We start from the raw sequence: 20,730 nt of genomic DNA, 5'->3' as shown, positions 1-20,730 counted from the left end.
CTCTCTGGCAGTTTTTGATACAGCCGGGGAGGTTGTTTGTGCAAAAAAGCGCTTTTTGCCGGTAAAAGCCGGACAGCTTGGCCTGCGGCAGAGCGATGCGCTGTTCCATCATACGGCAGCTCTGCCGGAGATGCTGCAGGAGCTGGCGCAGGAATTCGACCTGACAAAAATAGATGCCGTGGGTGTTTCGCAAAAGCCGCGTACGGTAGAGGGCAGTTATATGCCCTGCTTTCTGGCCGGTGTCAGTGCGGCAACTGCCTTTGCAGTGGCGCGGGGCATTCCGCTGATCCACACCACCCATCAGCAGGGGCACGCTGCGGCGGCGTTGTATGCAGCGAAAGGCGAGGCGCTGTTCTCCCAGAAGGTACTGTTGTTCCATATTTCCGGCGGGACAACGGATCTTTTGTTGTGTGATCAGGTGCGCACCATCACCACCCTTGGCACCAGTACCGATCTGTACGCCGGTCAGGCGGTGGACCGCGTAGGCGTACGGCTGGGCTTTGGCTTTCCCGCTGGGGTCGAGGTCTCCCGCCTTGCAGCGCAGTGCACCGAGGAGATCCGCCCCAAGTCCAGCGTAAAGGGACTGCAATGCAGCCTTTCCGGGCTGGAAAACCAGTGCAACGCCTTACTGGCTGCCGGCAAAGCGCCGGAATACGTCTGCAAGTACTGTCTGCTTTGTGTGGCAGATACCGTTGTCCGCATGACAAAGGCCGCGCAGAAGGAATATCCCGGTCTGCCGGTGGTCTGCGCCGGCGGCGTGATGAGCAGCGATATCATCCGCACATGGGTGCAGCAGCGGTTGCCGCAAGTCTATTTTGTGCCGGGGCAGTATTCCAGTGATAACGCCATCGGCGTGTCCATTCTCGCTGCACGGGAGGCCGGTCTATGGCTGATGTGATCTCGGTATCCGAGCTGAACCATTATGTCAAAACGCTGCTGGATGTGAACGATGGCCTGTTTGATCTTGCCCTGCGGGGCGAAATCGCAAACTTTGTGCAGAACGCCCGCAGCGGACACTGCTACTTTTCTCTGCGGGACGAAGCTTGCAGCGTGAAAGCAGTGATGTTCCGCACCGATGCCCGCCGTCTGGCATTTCGCCCGGAGGAGGGGATGCGGGTCGTGGTACGCTGCCGCGCTACCCTCTACGAGCGGGACGGCGCGTTTCAGGTCTATGTGAACGAGATGTTCCCGGATGGTCTGGGCGCAGCACAGCTTGCACTGGAGCAGCTGAAAGCCCGGCTGGAAAAGGAAGGCCTGTTCGACCCTGCACATAAAAAGCCGCTGCCTGTGTACCCCAAATGTATTGGTGTCGTCACCAGCAAAACCGGGGCGGCATTGCAGGATATCCGCAACGTGATCAGCCGCCGCTGGCCGTCTGTCCGGTTGTTGCTATGCCCGGTCACTGTGCAGGGCTTTGAAGCCGCCCGGCAGATCGCCGCCGCCATCCGCACGCTGGACCAGAGCGGGCGGGTGGACGAGATCATCGTGGCCCGGGGCGGCGGCAGCAGGGAGGATCTGTGGGTGTTCAACGCCGAGGAGATCGCCCGGGCAGCATTTCGCTGCAAAACGCCGCTGATCAGCGCCATTGGTCACGAGATCGACTACACCCTTCTGGACTTTGTAGCCGACCAGCGTGCGCCCACGCCGTCCGCCGCCGCAGAGCTTGCGGTGCCGGATCGGGAGGAGCAGCAGCGCATTTTTGAAAATATTGAAGAAAATATTCACAAAAATATACAAAAACGACTTGCGTTGTGCTATAATGGTCTGGAGCAATACAACTTTTTGTTGGAGCAAAGCGCGCCGAGCAAAATCTTACAGCAGTATTCAGGCCGTCTGCAACAGATGCGGCAGGTCATTCAGATGCAACAAAAAACGCGTATGAATGACAAAAATATGCAACTTCAACACGCGGCTGCACTGGCGGCATCGCTGGATCCATACCGCGTGCTGGCCCGTGGCTATGCCCTTGTAACCGATACAAAAGGAAAGGTCTGTACCGTGGAGCAGCTGCAACCGGAGCAGACCATCTGCGTGCGCAGCCGACAATATCAGGCACGATGCCGTGTGGAAACGGTGGAGGAGATCAATGAGAGCACCCAAAAGCTTTGAAGAAGGAATGGATCGACTGAACGCGATCCTTGCACAGATGCAGCAGGAGGACACCTCGCTGGCAGATTCCGTCAAGCTGTATGCGGAAGCGGCCTCCCTGATGCAGTACTGCCATGCAACGTTGGAAAAAACCTCGTTGCAGATCGAGGAGATCAGTGCAAAGATCGCTGAGACCGTAGAAGCCCCGCAGGAGCAGGAGGAAGAATAATGGAATACAAGGCGCAATACCAGGAATATCTGCTGCAAGCCACGGCTGCGCTGGATGCTGCCAGCGCCCGTTTTCTGCCCGAGGAATCGGAGGTATGCAGAGCCGCCCGTTACAGCCTGCTGGGCGGCGGAAAGCGCATCCGCGCAATTCTGACACTCAGCGTCTGTGATATGCTGGGCGGCGAGATGCAGACTGCTGCACAGTTTGCGGCAGCTGTGGAGATGCTGCATTGCTACTCGCTGATTCACGATGATCTGCCCTGCATGGACAATGATGATCTGCGCCGGGGCCGACCCTCCTGCCACAAGGCTTTCAGCGAGTCCACGGCGATGCTGGCCGGTGATGTGCTGTTGACCGAGGCCTTTGAGGTGATCGCCAACGCACCCGCTGCGCCGCAAGTCTGCGTGGCAGCCGCCCGTGCGCTGGGTGCAGGTGCAGGCAGCCGCGGCATGGTCTACGGACAGGAGTTGGATCTGAAATATGAGGCACAGGCGGCCACCGAGGAGCAGCTGCGCCTCATCCACCGCAACAAGACCGGTGCACTGATCAACGCCGCCGTCCAGATGGGCGCTGCCGCAGCCGGTGCAACGCCGCAGCAGTGCGAGATCCTGGCCTCCTACGCATACGGGTTGGGGCTGGTGTTCCAGATCGTGGACGATGTGCTGGATGTTACCAGCACCCCGGAGCAGCTGGGCAAGCCCATTGGCAGCGACAGTGAAAACGGCAAGACAACTTTCGTCACCCTGTACGGGGCAGACGGTGCAATGGCGCTGGCGCAAAAACTGAACGAGCAGATTTGCGATGATCTGCAACAGCATTTTGGCGTAAAAGCGGCTTTTTTGCGGCAGTTGGCACAGCAACTTCTGGTGCGCAAAAACTAAAGAAAAGGGAATACGGATATGCAGTTTATTCAAAACATCTTATCAGCCAATCAGATCTTGACGGCATCGCTCCTCAGCTGGTTCATTGCGCAGGTGTTAAAGACCATCATCAACTTTGTTCTGCTGGGCAAGTTCCAGCTAGAGCGGATGTGGGGCGATGGCGGTATGCCCAGCGCACACAGCGCGACCGTCTGCGCCATGGCCATTGTTACCGGGCGCAGTGCCGGGATCTCTTCGCCCATTTTCGCGGTTGCCTGCGTTGTAGCGATCATCACCATGCACGATGCTATGGGCGTCCGGCACGAGACCGGCGAGCAGGCAAAGGTGCTGAACCAGATGATCGCCCAGTGGATCGATGTAAGTGAGAAAAACGCTCCCTTTTTGCAGAATATGCACCTGAAGGAAATGGTCGGTCACACGCCGCTGCAGGTCGTGGCAGGTGTGCTGCTCGGCTCTCTGGTAGGCTTTTTGTTCCCGGTCATGTAAAAAACGGCAGAAACGCCCAAAGTACAAACGCATAAAGGACGTGTGAATATGGAATCGTTGTTGCTGGACAAGATCGATCAGCCCAGCGATCTTAAAAAGCTGAACACACAGCAGGTGGAAAAGCTTTGCGCGGAGATACGGCATTTTATGCTGGAAAACATCTCCAAAACGGGCGGGCATCTGGCCTCTAATCTTGGCACCGTAGAGCTTACAGTGGCGCTGCACCGTGTATTGGAAACGCCTAAGGATAAGATCGTATTCGACGTGGGGCATCAGTGCTACACCCACAAGCTGCTCACCGGACGCCGGAAGCAGTTTGACCATTTGCGGCAGCTGGATGGTATTTCCGGTTTCCCGAACCCCCATGAAAGTGTGCACGATGCCTTTATTGCCGGACATGGCAATACGGCGCTTTCGCTGGCCATTGGCATGGCTTGGGCAAAAAAAATCAAGCGAGAATCCGGGCTTGTGGTGGCGGTGATTGGCGATGGCGCTTTTACCGGCGGCATGGTGTATGAGGGGATGAACAATATCGGCGGGCTGGACAACCTGCTCGTGATCCTGAACGATAACAAGATGTCCATCTCTAAAAATGTTGGTGCGCTGGCGCGGTATCTGACCCATCTGCGCACGACTACGGCCTATTATGATGCCAAGGATAATGTGCGCAGCTTTCTGGACGGCGTGCCATTGATCGGTACGCCGATGAAAAAGTCGCTGATGGGCGCAAAAACGCTGGTGCGCCGCGCTATGTACCACTCCACCATGTTCGAGGATATGGGCTTTGAGTACATCGGCCCGGTGGACGGTCATAATGTGGAGGAACTGGAGCGCACTCTGCGCTCGATCTATCAGCGGCCGGGCCCGCACTTTTTGCATGTTGTGACTAAAAAAGGTAAGGGCTATCAGCCGGCAGAGATGAACCCGGGCAACTATCACGGTGTATCCGCCTTTGACCCGGATGGAATGCCGGACCCGGAGGTTGCGCCGAAGGAGTCCTTCTCCACCGTTTTCGGCAAGATGCTGGTGCAGGAGGGAATCCAAAACCCGAAGCTCTGCGCGATCACCGCTGCCATGAAGTACGGTACCGGATTGCAATTCTTTGCCCATCGTCACCCGCAGCGCTTTTTTGATGTGGGCATGGCAGAGCAACACGCTGTCACCTTTGCAGCAGGTCTTGCCAGTCAGGGAATGCTACCGGTGGTGTGCATCTACTCTACCTTCCTACAGCGCTCCTACGACCAGATCATCCATGATGTCAACCTCTTAAAGGAAAACGTGGTCTTTGCCATTGACCGCGCGGGCTTTGTTCCCGCAGACGGCGAGACCCATCAGGGCATCTACGATGCAGCCTTCCTCAGCCAGATGGGCATCCCGGTCTATGCGCCCTCCAACTACGAGGAGCTGCAATACTGGCTGCACTATTTACTGCAGGATACAGTCTCCGGCCCGCGGGCTATCCGTTATCCCCGCGGCGGCGAGAGTGCAAAGCTGGCGCAGTATCCCTGCACAAAGCAGGACTACGATTTCCTGAAACAGACGCCCGGAGCAAAGATCCTTCTGGTCAGCTATGCGGATGAGTTGGAGGATCTGCTGGAAGCTGCCGACCAATTGAACGATGCATCGCAGAATACGGACGTTCTGAAGCTTGTAAAGTTGTATCCCTTTACAGATAAACTTATCGATGCTGTGTTGAAATATAAAATTGTACTGTTTGCAGAGGAATGTGTTGCAGCCGGTGGCATTGGCGAACATCTGGCATATGCTTTGCAGCAAAAAGGCTGGGACGGACGCTTTTTGCACTGCGCCGTCCGCATAGCCTGTCTGCCGCACGCGACTGTTCCGCAGATCAAACAGTGCACTGGTCTGGATGCTGCGGATCTTGTGCAGGCAGTCCGGGCTGCCCTTATGAAAGGAGAAAACGAGCTGTGAAAATTCGGTTGGATCAATATCTTGTGCAGAACGGCCTTGTGCAGAGCCGGGAGCGTGCCAAAGCTCTGATTATGGCCGGCGTGGTTTTTGTCAATCAGCAAAAGGTGGACAAGGCCGGTGAGATGATCAAAGAGGACGCAGTGGTCGAGGTTCGCGGCCACGATATCGGTTACGTCAGCCGCGGCGGTCTGAAGCTGGAAAAGGCCATGAAGTGTTTCCCGCTTACCCCTAACGGCAAGGTCTGCATGGACATCGGTGCGTCCACCGGCGGCTTTACCGACTGCATGCTGCAAAATGGTGCAGTGAAAGTGTATGCCGTAGACGTTGGCTATGGTCAGCTGGCATGGAGCCTGCGGACGGATGAGCGCGTGGTGAACATGGAACGCACGAACATCCGCTATGTCACGCCGGAAGATCTGGCAGAGCCTATTGAGTTTTTCAGTGTGGATGTTTCCTTTATTTCTCTGCACCACATTTTCCCGGTGGCACAGCGCATCACAACCCCGGACGCCATGGGCGTCTGTCTGGTGAAACCGCAGTTCGAGGCAGGCCGCGAGAAGGTAGGCAAAAACGGTGTGGTGCGCGACCCCGCCGTGCACCGTGAGGTGCTGCACAATGCCATGTCTTATGCTGCGGAAAACGGCTTCGTGGTGCGCGGGCTGGATTACAGCCCGGTCAAGGGGCCGGAGGGCAATATCGAGTACCTGATGTTTGTGCAGAAGAGTGACCAGCCCGCAGTGTTGGACGATGAAGCCGCCGCACAGGTGGTGGCAGCAAGCCACACCACGCTGGATCGTTAAGACCCAGCCGTCAGCAAAGGAGAAGCCGGCATGACGATCTACATTTCGCCCAACCCGGGCAAGACCTCCGCCAGCGAGATTGCGCTGCGTGCGGCGCAGATCCTACTGACCCACGGCGCAGCCGTGCTGATGAACGATGCTTTGCAAGAAAACAACACGGCAGGGGTCGTTTATCTGCCGCTGGAGCAGTGTCTGGAGCGTGCTGACGTGATCCTGACCATCGGTGGGGACGGTACCATCCTGCACGAAGCGAATCTTTCGCTCCGGTACGCAAAGCCCATCCTCGGCATCAATCTGGGACGCTGCGGCTTTTTGGCTACTTGCGAGATCGGCGAAATGGAAACAAAGCTGTCCGCCGTGGCGCGGGGTGAGTTCCAGCTGGATAACCGGATGCTTTTATATGCCCGGGTGCTTGGTCAGGACGGCTGGGAGGGTCACGCCCTCAACGATGTGGTGGTGACCAAAGGGCGCTTGCAGCAAGCCATCGACTTCAGCATTTACTGCGATGATATTCTGGTAGAGCACTACCGGGGTGATGGCGTTATTGTGGCGACGCCCACCGGCTCTACGGCCTACTCGCTGGCAGCCGGAGGCCCGATTCTGGACTCGCAGACCAAGGGCGTCGTGGTGACTCCCATCTGCCCTCACAGTCTGGCCAGCCCGGCCATGGTGTTTGCGCAGGAGCGCAAGCTGAACGTCTGCGTGGGACAGGTGGCAGATGATGAAGTGTTTATCAGCTGTGACGGCGGTACGGGCTACCCCCTCAAGGCGGGTGCCACCGCAGAGATCCGTCTGTCTGATCAAAACGTCAAGCTTATCACCTTTGGGCGGGCAGACCAGTTTCAGGCCATTGACCAGAAACTGCGCAAAAGACAATAACACGGGAGGCGATTTTTAAGATGGCACGCAGCCGCAAAGAAGATACAAAAACAAAAGCGGAACGCTTACAGACGATTCTGCGTCTTGTGCAGGAGCATCCCATCAGCCGACAGGAGGTGCTGCTGGAACACCTGCGGAACGAAGGCTTTGAGGTAACGCAGGCCACCGTTTCCCGCGATATCCGAGAGCTGTGCCTTGTAAAGGCAGCCACCACCGAGGGTTACCGCTATGTTTCCAGCCGGAACGAAAGCTTCAACCCCAAGACCCAAGGGCGCTTTGAGACCATCTTTCATGAGTCCGTTTTGGGGGTGGATTACGCCGGGCACGTTGTGCTGGTAAAATGCTATTCCGGCATGGCAAATGCTGCCTGCGAGGTTTTTGACGCCTTGCAGTGGAAAAACGTTGTCGGCACTCTTTCCGGCGACGACACCTTCTTAATTGTTGCGCGCTCGGAGCGCGATGCAAAGACCATTTGTTCGGAGCTGACCCGCTATGTGGGACAGAGATGACAGTAGGAGAACGAAGCCATGCTGAGCAGCCTGCAAATTGAAAATGTTGCCGTGATCCAGAAGGCGGAGGTGCACTTTGAACCGGGGCTGAATGTGCTGACCGGCGAGACCGGTGCGGGCAAATCCATCCTGATCGATTCCATCAATGCGATCCTTGGCAACCGCACCTCTAAGGACTTGGTGCGCACCGGGGCTGCAAAGGCGGTGATCCGCGCCGCCTTTGAGCAGGTGCCGCCGGCTGTGCTGGATAAGCTTGAACAGTCCGGCTACGAGCGCTCGGAGGCACTGCTGCTCAGCCGCGAGATCACCGCCGAGGGTAAAAGCAGCTGCCGCATCAACGGGATGCCGGCCACGGCAGCCGTTCTGCGGGAGCTGTGCGGTGGTCTGATCAACATCAACGGTCAGCACGATTCTGTGGGTCTGCTCAATCCGGCGCATCATCTGGACATTCTGGATGATTATGCGCAGAACCGCACTGTTTTTCAGGAGTACTATACCCTGTACCGTGAGCTGGTGCGGGTCAAGCGGGAACTGGATGCCCTGATTACGGATGAGGCTGAAAAACAGCGCAAGATCGACCTGTTGCAATATCAGGTGCAGGAGATCGAGGATGCCGGACTGACTGCCGGTGAGGAGCAGACGCTGGAAAACCGCCGCAAGGTGCTGTCCAATGCCTCTGCAATCCGGGACCGGCTGGCACAAAGCTATGCGCTGCTTTCCGGCAGTGATGATGCCGCAGGCGCAGTGGATCTGCTGGGGGAAGCCTCCAACGCGGTGGACGCTGCCGCGCAGCTGGACCCCGCGCTTACAGCCGCCGCCGGGCAGCTGCTGGACTTATACTATAACGCCAAGGATGTGGCCGCAGATCTGATCGGGCGGCTGGATGCCTACGACACCAACGATGCAGAACTGGACGAGGTAGAGCAACGGCTGGATCTCTTGTATCGGCTGAAGCGCAAGTACGGCAGCACGGTGGAGGACGTGATTTCTTTTGGGCAGAAGGCCCGGGAGGAACTGGATAACATCCAGAATTCCCAGCAGCGCCACGATGCATTGCAGGCCGAAAAGCTGCGTCTTTACGCAAAAGCGCGGGAAAAGGCAGAGGCGCTGACCCAGACCCGGCTGAAAGCCTTTGAGGAACTGAACACCCGCATTTCCGGCACGCTGGACTTTTTGAATATGCCGGGTGTGCGTATGACTTTGCGGCACACCCGCGGCCCGCTGGCCAGCCATGGGCAGGACAGCATCGAGTTCTACATCTCAACAAACCCCGGTGAAGCGCCCAAGCCGCTGGCAAAAATCGCATCCGGCGGCGAGCTGAGCCGTATCACTCTTGCCATCAAGAATGCAATGGCCGATAAGGACGCTGTGCCTACTGTGATCTATGATGAGATCGACAGCGGTGTGTCCGGCAAGGCAGCCGGACGCATTGGCGAGGTACTGCGCCAGAGCGCACAGGGACATCAGATCCTGTGTATCACCCATACGGCGCAGATCGCAGCACTGGCCGATTGTCATCTGCTTATCCAGAAAAACGTGTCCAACGAGCGTACCTATACCGAGATCCACCCGCTGGACGAAAATGGCCGCGTAGAGGCGTTGGCACGCCTGATTTCCGGTGACCACGTTACCGAACTTTCCCGTGCCAATGCACGAGAGATGCTGCAGGAGCACAAGCACGGCGGCTGATTTAGCAGAATGCGCTTTTGCAAAAAGGCAACTCTTGACAAGGCGACGGTCTTGTGATAGAGTAGACATTGTTAATGGCGATGAAGGGAACAAGTACCCTGAAGCGTTCTGTCCAGAGAAGTCCCGGTTGGTGCAAGGGATTACAGAACAGCAGGGGAAATACCTCCCGGAGCTGCAGGCTGAATGCGTAAGGCTAGTAGGCTGTGCCGCGTGCGAGCGTTAAAGACGCAGGAGTGTCACTCTACTCTGGGGTGTGCACTCGTGAGGCCGCTTTCGTGAGGAAGCGGCAAACAGAGGTGGTACCGCGAAGTTATCTCGCCCTCTGCCAAATTCAATTTTGGCAGAGGGCGTTTTTTGTTTCCTCTGCCCCAAAAACAGGAGGTTTTTCCCATGACGCTGTACGAAGAACTGAAAGCCCGCGGTCTGGTAGCTCAGATCACCGATGAAGAGATCATTGATCTGATCAACAACGGCAAGGCCACCTTTTACATCGGCTTTGACTGCACTGCCGACAGCCTGACCGCCGGCCATTTTCTGGCACTGACCCTGATGAAGCGCCTGCAGCTGGCAGGCAACAAGCCCATCGCCCTGATCGGTGGCGGCACTACTATGATCGGTGATCCTTCCGGCCGCACCGATATGCGCAAGATGCTGACCAAGGACGATATTGCCCACAATGCTGCCTGCTTTAAGAAGCAGATGGAGAAGTTTATCGATTTCTCCGAGGGCAAGGCGCTGATGCTGAACAACGCCGACTGGCTGCTGGATCTGAACTACGTTGAGCTGCTGCGCGAGGTAGGCGCCTGCTTCTCCGTGAACAACATGCTGCGCGCCGAGTGCTACAAGCAGCGCATGGAGAAGGGTCTGTCCTTCTTAGAGTTCAACTACATGATCATGCAGAGCTACGACTTCTACTACATGTTCCAGCACTACGGCTGCAATATGCAGTTCGGCGGCGACGACCAGTGGAGCAATATGCTGGGCGGCACCGAGCTGATCCGCCGCAAGCTGGGCAAAGATGCCTACGCTATGACCGTGACTCTGCTGACCGACTCTCAGGGCAAGAAGATGGGCAAAACTGCTGGCAACGCTGTCTGGCTGGACCCCAACAAGACCAGTCCCTTCGAGTTCTACCAGTACTGGCGCAACGTGGGCGATGCCGATGTGATGAAGTGCATCCGTATGCTCACTTTCCTACCGCTGGAGCAGATCGAAGAGATGAGCACTTGGCAGGATCAGCGTCTGAACGAGGCCAAGGAGATCCTTGCCTACGAGATGACCAGCATGGTGCATGGCAAGGAAGAGGCCGAAAAGGCTCAGAACGCTGCCCGTGCACTGTTCAGCGGCAACGCAATGGACACCGAACACATGCCCAGCACCCAGCTGACCGAGGCTGACCTGACTGACGGTGCTATTGGCATCCTGACCATGATGGTCAAGGCCGGTCTGGCTGCTTCCAACGGCGAGGCTCGCCGTCTGGTGGTGCAGGGCGGTGTGCTGGCAGACGGTGAAAAGGTCGCCGCTCCTACCGTCAGCTTTACCGCAGAGCAGCTGGCCAAGGGTATCGTTATCAAGAAGGGCAAAAAGATCTACCACAAGGTCACGCTGTAAAAAGCATTATAAAATTTATGGGCCAGAAACGTCTGTGGACGTTTCTGGCCCATTTTTACATTTTGGCGCGTAAAAGCTGCTGCCCTGCAGTTACCCGACCGGAGAGCAAAGGCTCTATCCGTGCAAACCGGTTGCTGTTGGTCACGATCACCGGAGTGGTCAGCGTGTAGCCTGCTGCTGCGATGGCTTGCAGATCAAACCGGAAAAGCAGCTGTCCCTTCTGCACATGGTCACCAGCCTGTACAAATAGCTCATAGCCTTTGCCCTTCAGCTCCACGGTGTCCATGCCAACATGAATCAGTACCTCCAACCCGTTGTCGCACAGCAGGCTGACAGCGTGGTGGGTCTTGGCGATCTTTTTCACGATGCCGTCTGCGGGTGCTACCACCTCGCCGCAGCTTGGCTCGATGGCGCAGCCCTTGCCCAACACCTCGCTGGAGAACACCGGGTCCTTGATCCGGGTCAGTGCGCGGATGCGTCCCGTGACCGGTGCATAAAGCAACTGCCCGCTGTCTGCAGGCGCAGCTTCCGTTGCAGGGGATTCCGGGGCAAACGGCGCGCTTTTCTCAAAATGTGCCAGCAGCCGCTGCCGGACGCTATGCACAAGAGTTGCGGGGTCTTTCATTCCGGTTTCCTTCTTTCAGCATGGAATTTTGCCTGTTTCTGCGCATTCCTCAAAAACAGGGCCGAAAGGGAAACTGCCCCTTCGGCCCCGGTTGATTACTGTTACAGTTTGTATGCCTTTTTCAGCGCCTCATAAGCGGCGTCCTCGTTTTCAGCGTGGACGAGCAGAGAGATATCCAGATCACTGGTGGTGATCAGCAGCACCTCGATACCGGCCATAGCCAGCGCATTCAGTGCCCGCGCAGCCACACCGCAGCTGGTGACCATGTCCTCGCCGAACAGATTCAGCTTGGAATAGCCCACGCTGATCAGGGGAGAAGCCTTGGCGTCCTTGTCCAGATTTGCCGCCGAGATTGCTTTCATCACCAGCGGAAGATCGCTGCTGGATGCGGTAAAGCTGAAATCAATGGTGGTGCCGTGGGGAGCGCTCTGGCTGATCATATCCACCACCACGCCGGTCTCTGCAAAGATATCCAGATACCGGGACAGACTGTTGCCCCGAAACGCTACGTCCTGCACGCTGATCATCATCAGGTCAGCCTCGATATTGATCTTCGATACTCCGTACATAAAAAGTCCTCCGTTCTGCCCGGGTTGCCGGACAACGCTCAATCATTTCACATTTTTATGTAAGTGCTATCGCAATTCAACTTTTTAATGCAACAGCAACAGCGTTGAATTGCATATCGCAAATACGCTGTTTTCACGTTGCGCTAATTTTTGTCTTGCGATAAAAAGGATGCGCTGATATTATTTTGCGCGATTTTTTGTATCCTGTCAAGGCTGAAATCAGAATAATTTGCCCGCACGCCATGCGCTGCCGCCAACTCCTGCGTGTAATCGCGCAAAAGGTAGGTGCGCACATTGGATTTTCCGGCATCGTAATGGGTCACGGTGGGGTGCAGCTGCGGTGCAAGCACCTCACACTGCACCGAGCCGTTTGGCTGGGTGGTCTTTTGCAGCTGCAGGGTCAGGATGGCACCAACCAGCTGATCCGGGTGGCTCTGGGTACTGAGGAAATTGCCCAGCGAGAAGGCAACAAAGCTTCGCCGTCCATCTGCTGCGATAAGCCACTGGGCGTCCTGCAATACGTGAGGGTGGGTGCCAACAATGACGTCTGCACCCCAGTCTGCCAGATTCTGCGCCAGTGTGCGTTGGCTGTCCACGATGGCGTGGCTGTCCTCAACGCCCCAGTGTACCCCCACCACCACAAAGTCTGCCTGCTGACGCGCCAAGCGCACCTGCCGCTCGATCACATCGGTCTGGCTGGTGTAGATGACATTGGCCGTCATATTCTTGTTCTGGCGGATGCCGTTGGTGTGCTCGGTATAGGAGAGATAGGCGATGGTCACACCGTTGACGGTTTGCAGCGGGATGCGGTCGTAATCCTCTTCGCCGCGCCACAGACCGGTGGTGACCACATCCTCCGGCATGGACTCCCAGAATTGCAGTGTAGCCGCAATGCCGGATGCGCCCTTGTCGTAGGTGTGGTTATTGGACAGGCTGAACACTCGCACCCCGGCGCGGTACAGTGCCCGCGCACAGTCGCCGGGGGTAGAAAAGCATGGGTAGGTGGAGGGCGCAAGGGTGTCACTGCAAAGGGTCTCCTGATTGATCCAGTTCACATCCTGCTCGGCATAGAAAGGCGCAATATGTTCATAACAGTAATCAAAGCTGTACGTTCCATCTTCGCCTGCCCGGCGGGCGGCCTGTTTATAGATAGGAGCATGGATCAGGTTGTCTCCTGTTGCAGAAAACCTGATCGTTTCCACCACAGGCTGCGGTTCAGGCTCCGGCTCCGGGGTCACAACGGATGAAACAGGGGATAGCGCATCCTCCGGCGGCTCGATACCACCCACCGGTACATCTTTTCCCGGCAGCTTTGTCCAGATCCCCAGACATAGTGCGATCACGCTCACAGTCAGAACCGACAGCACCACCGCCCGGAACGTTTGCTTTCGGCCGCGCTTACGGGCAGCCGGACGCCGCCGCTTTAAAGGTTCCTGCTTCATCGTTTACCTCTTCTCCCGGCGTATGCCGGGGCAGCTTATTTTTCAGAGGGCGGCGATCAGGTCGCCCATATCGTACAGACCCGGCTCCTTCTTTGCCAGATAGACCGCAGCATTCACTGCGCCGTTGGCAAAGATGCTGCGGGAGTAGGCGGTGTGCCGCAGGGTGATCACCTCGTCCGGGCCACAGAACAGAACCTCGTGGTCGCCCACGATGCTGCCGCCGCGCACAGAGCTGATGCCAATCTCCTTCGGGTCGCGCTTCTGGCGCACGGAAGAGCGGTCGTACACATAATGGTATGCGCCGTCATTCTGCTCGTTGATGGCGTCTGCCAGCATCAGCGCCGTTCCGCTGGGAGCATCCAGCTTGTTGTGGTGATGCTGCTCTACGATCTCGATATCGTAGTTGACGCCCAGCACAGCAGAGGCGCGCTTGCACAGCTCGGCCAGCACGTTGATGCCCATGGACATATTGGCGCTCTTGAACACCGGAACGCTGCGGGACAGCTGTACTACCTTCAGCTGCAACTCCTCTGAAAGGCCGGTGGTGCACACCACGATGGGTAGTTTGTGGCTTTGGCAGTAGGGCAGTGCCTTTTCCACTGCGGCAGGGGAACTGAAGTCGATGATCACATCGCCCTTGCCGTTCAGCTTTTCCAGACTGTCGTAGACCGGGATGCCGTTCTGTTCGCCGTCCTGCATATCGATACCGGCCACCACACGGCAGTCCTCCCGCTGTGCGATCATATCGCACAGCACATGGCCCATGCGGCCGCCAATGCCCTGAATCACGATCTCTGTCATTGTTGTTTCCTCGTTTCTATAATATGGCAGAATGCCCGGAAGCTGAAAATTCCCGGGCATTCTGTACGCTTTTTATTCCTTGATCAGACCAGCAGCCTGCAAAGCCTGCTCGATCTTTGCCTTGTGGGCATCGCTGGGTTCTACCAGCGGCAGACGGCATTCGCCTGCGTTCCAGCCCAGCACGTTCATGGCGTACTTGACCGGAATGGGGTTCACCTCGCAGAACAGAGCCTCCTCCAGCGGCAGCATTTCCAGCTGCAAAGCGCAGGCCTTGGCGGTGTCGCCGTCAAAGAAAGCCTGACAGCAGTTATGCACCAGCTCCGGCGCAACATTGGACACCACGCTGATAACGCCCTTGCCGCCCAGTGCCAGCAGGGGAACCACCTGATCGTCATTGCCGGAGTAGATATTCAGCGCATCACCGCACAGTGCAGCTACCTTGGCCACCTGAGAGATGTTGCCGGAGGCCTCCTTGATGCCGTTGATGAGCGGGTGCTTGCTCAGCTCCAGAGCGGTCTCGGGTGCAATGTTCAGACCCGTGCGGGAGGGCACATTATACAGGATGACCGGGATGCCGCCAGCCTCAGCCATGGCGGTAAAGTGCGCCACCAGACCGGCCTGTGAGGTCTTGTTGTAGTAGGGGGTGACCATCAGCAGGGCATCGGCACCGCAGGCAGCAGACTTTGCTGCCAGTGCGCAGCCGTGGTCGGTATCGTTCGAACCGGCACCGGCAATGACCGGTACGCGGTGATTGACCGTATCCACGGCAAACTTGATGGCGGCCAGCTGCTCCTCATCGGTCATGGTAGAGCACTCGCCGGTGGTGCCGCAGATGATGATGGCATCAGTGTGGCGGGCAATCTGATCCTCGATAATGCGGCCCAGCTCGTCAAAGTTGATGCTTCCGTCCTCGTACATCGGGGTGATGATGGCAACACCCGCACCGGTAAAGACAGGCTTCTTCATAGTAAAAACTCCTTTGCTGCGTGTATCGCGCAAAAATTCAGGCATTAGTCCATATAGCCCTTTGCTGCCAGCAGCTCGGCCAGCAGCACAGCACCGCCGGCAGCACCACGCAGGGTGTTGTGGCTCATGCAGGCAAACTTGTAGTCAAACAGGGTATCCTCCCGCAGACGGCCGATGCATACTGCCATACCGTTTTCGGTGTTGCGATCCAGCTTGGGCTGCGGACGATCCGGCTCAGTAAAGTAGTGCAGGAACTGCTTGGGGGCGCTGGGCAGGTTCAGCTCCTGTGCGGGGCCGCGAAAATTCGCCCATGCTTCCAGCATCTGCTCCTTGGTGGGCTTTTTGTCAAAGCTTACAAACACGGCTGCAGTGTGGCCGTCCGAAACAGGCACACGGAAGCACTGTGCAGTGATGACCGGCTTCTCGGCGTTGACAATCTGGTCACCCTCGATGTGGCCCCACAGCTTCAGCGGCTCGCGCTCGCTCTTTTCCTCCTCGCCGCCGATGTAGGGGATCACGTTGTCCACGATCTCGGGCATCCGGTCAAAGGTTTTGCCTGCGCCGGAAATGGCCTGATAAGTGCACACCAGTGCCTTGCTCACGCCAAAGTCCTTCATCAGGGGATGCAGGGCGGGTACATAGCTCTGCAGGCTGCAATTGGACTTGACTGCGATGAAGCCGCGTTTGGTACCCAGACGCTTGCGCTGGGCAGGAATGATCTCGATATGGTCGGCGTTGATCTCGGGAACCACCATGGGAACATCCGGGGTGAAACGATGGGCACTGTTGTTGGAGACCACCGGGCACTCAGCCTTGGCGTATGCTTCCTCCAGTGCCTTGATCTCGTCCTTGGGCATATTGACAGCGCAGAAAACAAAATCCACCTGCGAAGCCACTTCCTCCACCTTGGAAGCGTCCAGAACGGTCATCTTCTTCACGCTTTCCGGCATGGGAGTGGTCATGGCCCAGCGGGAGCCTACTGCATCCTCATAGCTCTTGCCCGCACTGCGGCCGGATGCGGCCAGTACGGTCAGCTTGAACCAGGGATGATTCTCCAGCAGAGTCACAAAACGCTGACCCACCATGCCAGTTGCGCCTACAATACCCACTTTATACTGTCTTTCCATTTCCAGCACCTTTCCTTTCAAAAAACAAAACAGCAAATCTTATCATTGTGCACAACACGGCTTGCAAACCGGACAGCGATGCAATATAATAGATACTGTTTATACAGATTCTATGATATCATTGATACGTTGTCCGTGTCAATCATCGGAAAGGCAAATGCACAGTATGTTAAAAAAAGATTTTTGGTATGATTTACCCAAAGAGCTCATTGCACAGGAACCTGCGTCCCCGCGGGATGCGGCACGGCTGATGGTTCTGAGCCAAAAGGACGACAGCATCCGGCACAAGGTGTTCCGCGACCTGCCGGAATTTCTGGAGCCGGGGGATCTTTTGGTGGTGAACAATTCCAAGGTTCTGCCCGCCCGCATCGTGGGCGTCAAGCAGCCTACCGGTGCCGTATGCGAGTTGCTGCTGCTGCGGCAGGTGAAGGGCGACCAGTGGGAGTGCCTGGCAAAGCCCGGCAAGCGGATGCAGCCCGGCACAAAGGTAAGCTTTGGCGACGGAAGCCTGACCGCTGTGGTGGACGAGACCATGGAGGACGGCAACAAGTACGTTACATTCTATTATGATACCGAAACGCTTTATGAAAAGCTGGATGAATTTGGCAAGATGCCGCTGCCGCCCTACATCACAAAGCAGCTGGAGGATCAGAGCCAGTATCAGACCGTCTACGCCAAGGAGCTGGGCAGCGCAGCTGCTCCCACCGCCGGGCTGCACTTTACCCCGGAGCTGATGGACACCATCCGCGCCATGGGCGTCGGCATTGCCGAGGTCACACTGCACGTTGGTCTGGGCACCTTCCGCCCTGTACAGGAGGACGAGATCTCCGACCACAAGATGCACAGCGAGTGGTACTCCATCAGCGAGGAGACCGCCCGCCGCATCCGTGAGACCAAGGCCGCAGGCCACCGGGTCATCGCTGTGGGCACCACCAGCTGCCGCACACTGGAGGCCGCCGCTGCCAAGTACGGCGAGATCAAGGCTTGCAGCGGCAACACCTCCATCTTCCTGTACCCGGGGGTGAAGTTCAACTGCATCGACGGTCTGATCACCAACTTCCATCTGCCGGAGAGCACCCTGATCATGCTGGTGTCCGCTCTGTACGGCTACGAAAAGACTATGCACGCCTATGAGGTAGCCGTGGCAGAGAAGTACCGTTTCTTCTCCTTTGGCGATGCGATGCTTATTTTGTAATTACAGCATAATGTTGTTACGATTATTCTGATAACTTGCAGGCTTGCGGCCTGCATCGAGGCTGCACGGCTGTTTTCCGTGCGCAGAAAGGAAAAGACCATGCCTTCTTTGACGACCTACACCCTGCTCAAGCAGGAGCATAACGCCCGGCGGGGCGAGTTCAAAACCGTGCACGGCACGGTGCAGACCCCTGCCTTTCAGAACGTTGCCACCGCCGGTGCCATCAAGGGCGGCCTATCGGCGCAGGATCTGAAGGATATTGGCGCGCAGGTTATGCTGTGCAACACCTACCACCTGCATCTGCGTCCCGGCGATAAGCTGGTAGCGGATATGGGTGGTCTGCACAAGTTCACCCGCTGGAATGGGCCTATCCTGACCGACAGCGGCGGATTTCAGGTGTTCAGTCTGGCAAAGCTGCGCAAGATCACCGAGGAGGGCGTGACCTTCGCCTCCCATCTGGACGGTCACCGCATCTTCATGGGCCCGGAGGAGAGCATGCAGATCCAAGCAAATCTGGGCTCTACCATTGCCATGGCCTTTGATGAATGTGTGGAGAACCCCGCCCAGCACGATTACTCCAAGGACAGCTGCGAGCGCACCACCCGCTGGCTGAAGCGCTGCAAGGCTGAGATGGCACGCCTGAAGCACGAGGGCATCTCTGTCAACCCGGATCAGCTGCTGTTCGGCATCAATCAGGGCTGTACCTATGCAGACCTGCGCGTGGAGCACATGAAACAGATCGCAGAGCTGGAGTTGGACGGCTACGCCATTGGAGGTCTGGCTGTGGGCGAGCCCACCGAAGTGATGTATGAGATGATCAGTCAGGTGGAACCGCACATGCCCAAGGACAAGATCCGCTATCTGATGGGCGTCGGCACACCCGGCAACATCATCGAGGCCGTAGCCCGTGGTGTGGATTTGTTTGACTGCGTTATGCCCAGCCGCAACGCCCGCCATGGTCACCTGAACACATGGAGCGGCATCATCAACATCAAAAATGCCAAGTACGAGCGGGACGAGCGTCCCATCGACCCCGCCTGCGGCTGCCCGGTGTGCCGTAATTACTCCCGTGCCTACATCCGGCATCTACTCAAGGCAGACGAGATGCTGGGTATGCGTTTGACCGTGATGCACAATCTGTGGTTCTACAACCACCTGATGGAGCGTATCCGGGATGAACTGGATGCCGGTACCTTTACCGCCTTCCACGACAGATACGTGAAGCTTCTGGATACCCGAATTTAAACTTTAGCCTTGCAACAAGGCCGATAAGAGGGTATAATAGCATTATCTGAATTTTTGAGAGGAGATTTTGCCCCATGCAATTTCTGACTACCACGTCCGAAGGCTATATCAGCCTGTTCTTCACGCTGGCACTGATGCTGGTCCTGCTGTACTTCATGATCTATCGTCCCCAGAAGAAGCAGGAAAAGAAGGATGCCGCTATGCGCAGCAGTCTGGAGATCGGCGATCAGGTCACTACCATCGGCGGTGTCATTGGCCGCGTTGTCGCTATCAAGGACGACACCTTTGTTCTGGAGACCGGCGCTGACCGCGTGAAGATCCGCTTCACCAAGTCTGCTATCTCTTCGGTCGAAAAGCTGAACATGGACAAGGCTCCTGCCGACAAGAAGTAAGCGTTTACACCGTGCATACGTGAACCGCCTCCCTGCATAGACTATGTGCAGGGAGGCGGTTTTGTTATGTCTGAATCTCGAGGTTTCCCGGCGGAACTTCTTTCGTTTCTGCTTTTCGGAGCGTTGGGGGTAGCTGTAACAGCGGCAGCTTTGGCCGGTTTTGCGCAGCTGATGGCCGGGCAGGGCTGCTCCGGCAGCGTAGTGCCGATACTTGCCACAACAGCCGTATGCATGGGCAGTTTGCTGTGTGCACTGGCGGCAGCGTTCCGAAAAAAGGCGCGCGGTCTGTTGACAGGACTGCTTCAAAGTACATTTCTGGCGGCACCGCTTGTGCTTTCTGCTGTATGGAACGGCACAGTCGCCGAGTCTGCTGTGGTGTGCCGCATTCTGGCGGTGCTGCTCTGCGGCTGCATTGGCGGGCTGTTTGGCGTCACCCTGCGCAGCCGCAGGCATGCACTTCGTTGATCAATCTGGCAAATCGAATACATCAGAGGGGAAAACAGCGTATGTGGATCTATGAACAAACCAAACCGGAAGAAGCCTTGTCTTTGTTGCCGCAGACGGTCAGCCTGCCGGTGCAGAAAGCGGAGCCCACTCTGCCGACTGTACCGGAAACCGCACCGGAAACCGTAGAGAAATTGCCGCAAAAAGAACCCTGCATCCCGTCAAAGCGGCACGCCACCCGGGATTGCTGGCTGCTGGCTGCGGCCTTTCTGCTGGGGAGTTCGGCAGCCGGTGTATTGCAGGCCGTATGCGATGCCCGGCAGGCAGAACTGCTGCAGTATTATCTGGAAGCATGGCAAGGGCTGTTTGCACCGGGCAGTATGCAGGGGGCGGTACAGCTTTTCGGCATGGAATATCTGGCTCTCGGCCTTGTGGTCAGCCTGTTTCTGGTATTGGGGCTGTCTGCCCTTGGGCCAGTGATGATCTTTGGCAGCATGATGTTGTACGGTTTGGGCAGCGGGTTGCTTATGGTACAGCTTTGCGCCGCAGGCGGATGGAAAACGGTACTTCTGGCGCTGCCGTGGACAGGCCTGCCGGCGGCAGCAGCAAGCGGCTGTCTGTGCTTTTTCGGGGCTTGTGCTTTGCAGGTCAGCAGCCGGATCCACGCCTACTCCTTCCGCAGGCATCCCGGCGGACAAGCCCGCCCCGGGGTACAGGCACTGCTTGGACAATATCTGCTGACTATGGTGGTGCTGCTGCCGCTGTGCGGCGCGGCGGCAGGGCTTTCGTATCTGGGCAGCCGCCTGTGAACGGCATCCTT

Annotated in this window: 22 protein-coding genes and 1 other annotated feature; of the genes, 16 read left to right on the top strand and 6 right to left on the bottom strand. The window is 57.1% G+C overall.

Features of this window, described 5'->3' with window-relative positions:
* The first annotated feature begins 55 nt into the window (after positions 1-55).
* The 11 genes from DXB44_RS02495 (at position 56) to tyrS (ending at position 11,104) form a co-directional block, all read left to right on the top strand.
* Positions 56-898 (top strand): glycoprotease, encoded by an 843-nt coding sequence (locus tag DXB44_RS02495; protein ID WP_243111010.1) that lies wholly within the window; start codon positions 56-58, stop codon positions 896-898.
* Complete coding sequence (gene xseA, locus DXB44_RS02490) at positions 886-2,109, top strand: exodeoxyribonuclease VII large subunit (protein ID WP_118657617.1); 1,224 nt, start codon at positions 886-888, stop codon at positions 2,107-2,109. Before DXB44_RS02495 ends, xseA begins: the two co-directional genes overlap by 13 nt.
* The gene (gene xseB, locus DXB44_RS02485) at positions 2,087-2,317 is read left to right on the top strand and encodes an exodeoxyribonuclease VII small subunit (RefSeq protein ID WP_242852882.1); all 231 of its coding nucleotides are present in this window, start codon (positions 2,087-2,089) and stop codon (positions 2,315-2,317) included. Before xseA ends, xseB begins: the two co-directional genes overlap by 23 nt.
* A complete protein-coding gene (locus tag DXB44_RS02480) occupies positions 2,317-3,198 on the top strand; it encodes a polyprenyl synthetase family protein (RefSeq protein WP_118657616.1) in 882 nt (293 codons plus the stop codon). Before xseB ends, DXB44_RS02480 begins: the two co-directional genes overlap by 1 nt.
* Positions 3,199-3,216: 18 nt before the next feature.
* A complete protein-coding gene (locus DXB44_RS02475) occupies positions 3,217-3,684 on the top strand; it encodes a divergent PAP2 family protein (RefSeq protein ID WP_097780233.1) in 468 nt (155 codons plus the stop codon).
* Positions 3,685-3,732: 48 nt separating this feature from the next.
* Positions 3,733-5,616, top strand: a complete 1,884-nt coding sequence (gene dxs / locus DXB44_RS02470) for a 1-deoxy-D-xylulose-5-phosphate synthase (RefSeq protein ID WP_118657615.1) — start codon at positions 3,733-3,735, stop codon at positions 5,614-5,616.
* A complete protein-coding gene (locus DXB44_RS02465) occupies positions 5,613-6,416 on the top strand; it encodes a TlyA family RNA methyltransferase (protein ID WP_118657614.1) in 804 nt (267 codons plus the stop codon). Before dxs ends, DXB44_RS02465 begins: the two co-directional genes overlap by 4 nt.
* A 30-nt stretch (positions 6,417-6,446) precedes the next feature.
* A complete protein-coding gene (locus DXB44_RS02460) occupies positions 6,447-7,295 on the top strand; it encodes an NAD(+)/NADH kinase (protein ID WP_118657613.1) in 849 nt (282 codons plus the stop codon).
* A gap of 20 nt (positions 7,296-7,315) precedes the next feature.
* The gene (locus tag DXB44_RS02455; protein WP_005925916.1) at positions 7,316-7,804 is read left to right on the top strand and encodes an arginine repressor ArgR; all 489 of its coding nucleotides are present in this window, start codon (positions 7,316-7,318) and stop codon (positions 7,802-7,804) included.
* Positions 7,805-7,822: 18 nt separating this feature from the next.
* Entirely contained in the window at positions 7,823-9,493 is a 1,671-nt protein-coding gene (gene recN / locus DXB44_RS02450) for a DNA repair protein RecN (protein ID WP_118657612.1), read from the top strand.
* Between the two features lie 71 nt (positions 9,494-9,564).
* Positions 9,565-9,819 (top strand) — a binding site (T-box leader).
* A 64-nt stretch (positions 9,820-9,883) separates the two neighbouring features.
* The gene (gene tyrS, locus DXB44_RS02445) at positions 9,884-11,104 is read left to right on the top strand and encodes a tyrosine--tRNA ligase (RefSeq protein ID WP_118657611.1); all 1,221 of its coding nucleotides are present in this window, start codon (positions 9,884-9,886) and stop codon (positions 11,102-11,104) included.
* Between the two features lie 55 nt (positions 11,105-11,159).
* On the opposite strand, the gene DXB44_RS02440 is transcribed toward tyrS, so the two are convergent.
* From DXB44_RS02440 to asd, 6 genes are all read right to left on the bottom strand, one after another.
* A complete protein-coding gene (locus DXB44_RS02440; protein WP_097780236.1) occupies positions 11,160-11,729 on the bottom strand; it encodes a PTS glucose transporter subunit IIA in 570 nt (189 codons plus the stop codon).
* A gap of 101 nt (positions 11,730-11,830) precedes the next feature.
* Positions 11,831-12,298 carry an ACT domain-containing protein gene (locus tag DXB44_RS02435; protein WP_097780237.1) on the bottom strand — a complete coding sequence of 156 codons (468 nt, stop codon included), beginning with the start codon at positions 12,296-12,298 and terminating at the stop codon, positions 11,831-11,833.
* A gap of 143 nt (positions 12,299-12,441) precedes the next feature.
* Positions 12,442-13,740, bottom strand: a complete 1,299-nt coding sequence (locus tag DXB44_RS02430) for a CapA family protein (RefSeq protein ID WP_118657610.1) — start codon at positions 13,738-13,740, stop codon at positions 12,442-12,444.
* A 42-nt stretch (positions 13,741-13,782) separates the two neighbouring features.
* Entirely contained in the window at positions 13,783-14,541 is a 759-nt protein-coding gene (dapB, locus tag DXB44_RS02425; RefSeq protein WP_055184392.1) for a 4-hydroxy-tetrahydrodipicolinate reductase, read from the bottom strand.
* Positions 14,542-14,613: 72 nt separating this feature from the next.
* Positions 14,614-15,507: a 4-hydroxy-tetrahydrodipicolinate synthase gene (dapA, locus tag DXB44_RS02420; RefSeq protein WP_112089891.1), complete on the bottom strand. Its 894-nt coding sequence runs from the start codon at positions 15,505-15,507 to the stop codon at positions 14,614-14,616.
* A gap of 44 nt (positions 15,508-15,551) precedes the next feature.
* On the bottom strand, positions 15,552-16,634 hold the full coding sequence (gene asd, locus DXB44_RS02415; protein WP_097780241.1) for an aspartate-semialdehyde dehydrogenase: 1,083 nt from the start codon (positions 16,632-16,634) through the stop codon (positions 15,552-15,554).
* 166 nt (positions 16,635-16,800) lie between these two features.
* Here asd and queA point away from each other — a divergent pair, with 166 nt between their 5' ends.
* From queA to DXB44_RS02390, 5 genes are all read left to right on the top strand, one after another.
* Positions 16,801-17,829, top strand: a complete 1,029-nt coding sequence (gene queA / locus DXB44_RS02410) for a tRNA preQ1(34) S-adenosylmethionine ribosyltransferase-isomerase QueA (RefSeq protein WP_118657609.1) — start codon at positions 16,801-16,803, stop codon at positions 17,827-17,829.
* Between the two features lie 99 nt (positions 17,830-17,928).
* Positions 17,929-19,074, top strand: coding sequence for a tRNA guanosine(34) transglycosylase Tgt (gene tgt / locus DXB44_RS02405; RefSeq protein WP_055184384.1), 1,146 nt, complete (start codon positions 17,929-17,931; stop codon positions 19,072-19,074).
* A 74-nt stretch (positions 19,075-19,148) separates the two neighbouring features.
* Complete coding sequence (yajC, locus tag DXB44_RS02400; protein ID WP_005925879.1) at positions 19,149-19,466, top strand: preprotein translocase subunit YajC; 318 nt, start codon at positions 19,149-19,151, stop codon at positions 19,464-19,466.
* A gap of 66 nt (positions 19,467-19,532) precedes the next feature.
* Positions 19,533-19,931 carry a TIGR04086 family membrane protein gene (locus DXB44_RS02395; RefSeq protein WP_118657608.1) on the top strand — a complete coding sequence of 133 codons (399 nt, stop codon included), beginning with the start codon at positions 19,533-19,535 and terminating at the stop codon, positions 19,929-19,931.
* Between the two features lie 41 nt (positions 19,932-19,972).
* Positions 19,973-20,719 carry a hypothetical protein gene (locus DXB44_RS02390; RefSeq protein WP_118657607.1) on the top strand — a complete coding sequence of 249 codons (747 nt, stop codon included), beginning with the start codon at positions 19,973-19,975 and terminating at the stop codon, positions 20,717-20,719.
* The last annotated feature ends 11 nt before the right edge of the window (positions 20,720-20,730 follow it).

The organism is Faecalibacterium sp. OM04-11BH, from assembly GCF_003482185.1.
Classification (GTDB): domain Bacteria; phylum Bacillota; class Clostridia; order Oscillospirales; family Ruminococcaceae; genus Faecalibacterium; species Faecalibacterium tardum.
This window is presented reverse-complemented; position numbering and strand designations above follow the sequence as displayed.

Excerpts from the sequence above, each read along its gene's own strand:
- dxs (WP_118657615.1), top strand. The coding sequence starts at position 3,733 with ATGGAATCGTTGTTGCTGGACAAGATCGATCAGCCCAGCGATCTTAAA.
- recN (WP_118657612.1), top strand. The coding sequence starts at position 7,823 with ATGCTGAGCAGCCTGCAAATTGAAAATGTTGCCGTGATCCAGAAGGCG.
- yajC (WP_005925879.1), top strand. The coding sequence starts at position 19,149 with ATGCAATTTCTGACTACCACGTCCGAAGGCTATATCAGCCTGTTCTTC.
- dapA (WP_112089891.1), bottom strand. The coding sequence starts at position 15,507 with ATGAAGAAGCCTGTCTTTACCGGTGCGGGTGTTGCCATCATCACCCCG.
- dapB (WP_055184392.1), bottom strand. The coding sequence starts at position 14,541 with ATGACAGAGATCGTGATTCAGGGCATTGGCGGCCGCATGGGCCATGTG.
- DXB44_RS02455 (WP_005925916.1), top strand. The coding sequence starts at position 7,316 with ATGGCACGCAGCCGCAAAGAAGATACAAAAACAAAAGCGGAACGCTTA.
- DXB44_RS02480 (WP_118657616.1), top strand. The coding sequence starts at position 2,317 with ATGGAATACAAGGCGCAATACCAGGAATATCTGCTGCAAGCCACGGCT.
- xseA (WP_118657617.1), top strand. The coding sequence starts at position 886 with ATGGCTGATGTGATCTCGGTATCCGAGCTGAACCATTATGTCAAAACG.
- DXB44_RS02435 (WP_097780237.1), bottom strand. The coding sequence starts at position 12,298 with ATGTACGGAGTATCGAAGATCAATATCGAGGCTGACCTGATGATGATC.
- xseB (WP_242852882.1), top strand. The coding sequence starts at position 2,087 with ATGAGAGCACCCAAAAGCTTTGAAGAAGGAATGGATCGACTGAACGCG.
- DXB44_RS02430 (WP_118657610.1), bottom strand. The coding sequence starts at position 13,740 with ATGAAGCAGGAACCTTTAAAGCGGCGGCGTCCGGCTGCCCGTAAGCGC.
- DXB44_RS02440 (WP_097780236.1), bottom strand. The coding sequence starts at position 11,729 with ATGAAAGACCCCGCAACTCTTGTGCATAGCGTCCGGCAGCGGCTGCTG.
- DXB44_RS02475 (WP_097780233.1), top strand. The coding sequence starts at position 3,217 with ATGCAGTTTATTCAAAACATCTTATCAGCCAATCAGATCTTGACGGCA.
- DXB44_RS02395 (WP_118657608.1), top strand. The coding sequence starts at position 19,533 with ATGTCTGAATCTCGAGGTTTCCCGGCGGAACTTCTTTCGTTTCTGCTT.
- tgt (WP_055184384.1), top strand. The coding sequence starts at position 17,929 with ATGCCTTCTTTGACGACCTACACCCTGCTCAAGCAGGAGCATAACGCC.
- DXB44_RS02390 (WP_118657607.1), top strand. The coding sequence starts at position 19,973 with ATGTGGATCTATGAACAAACCAAACCGGAAGAAGCCTTGTCTTTGTTG.
- DXB44_RS02460 (WP_118657613.1), top strand. The coding sequence starts at position 6,447 with ATGACGATCTACATTTCGCCCAACCCGGGCAAGACCTCCGCCAGCGAG.
- tyrS (WP_118657611.1), top strand. The coding sequence starts at position 9,884 with ATGACGCTGTACGAAGAACTGAAAGCCCGCGGTCTGGTAGCTCAGATC.
- asd (WP_097780241.1), bottom strand. The coding sequence starts at position 16,634 with ATGGAAAGACAGTATAAAGTGGGTATTGTAGGCGCAACTGGCATGGTG.
- queA (WP_118657609.1), top strand. The coding sequence starts at position 16,801 with ATGTTAAAAAAAGATTTTTGGTATGATTTACCCAAAGAGCTCATTGCA.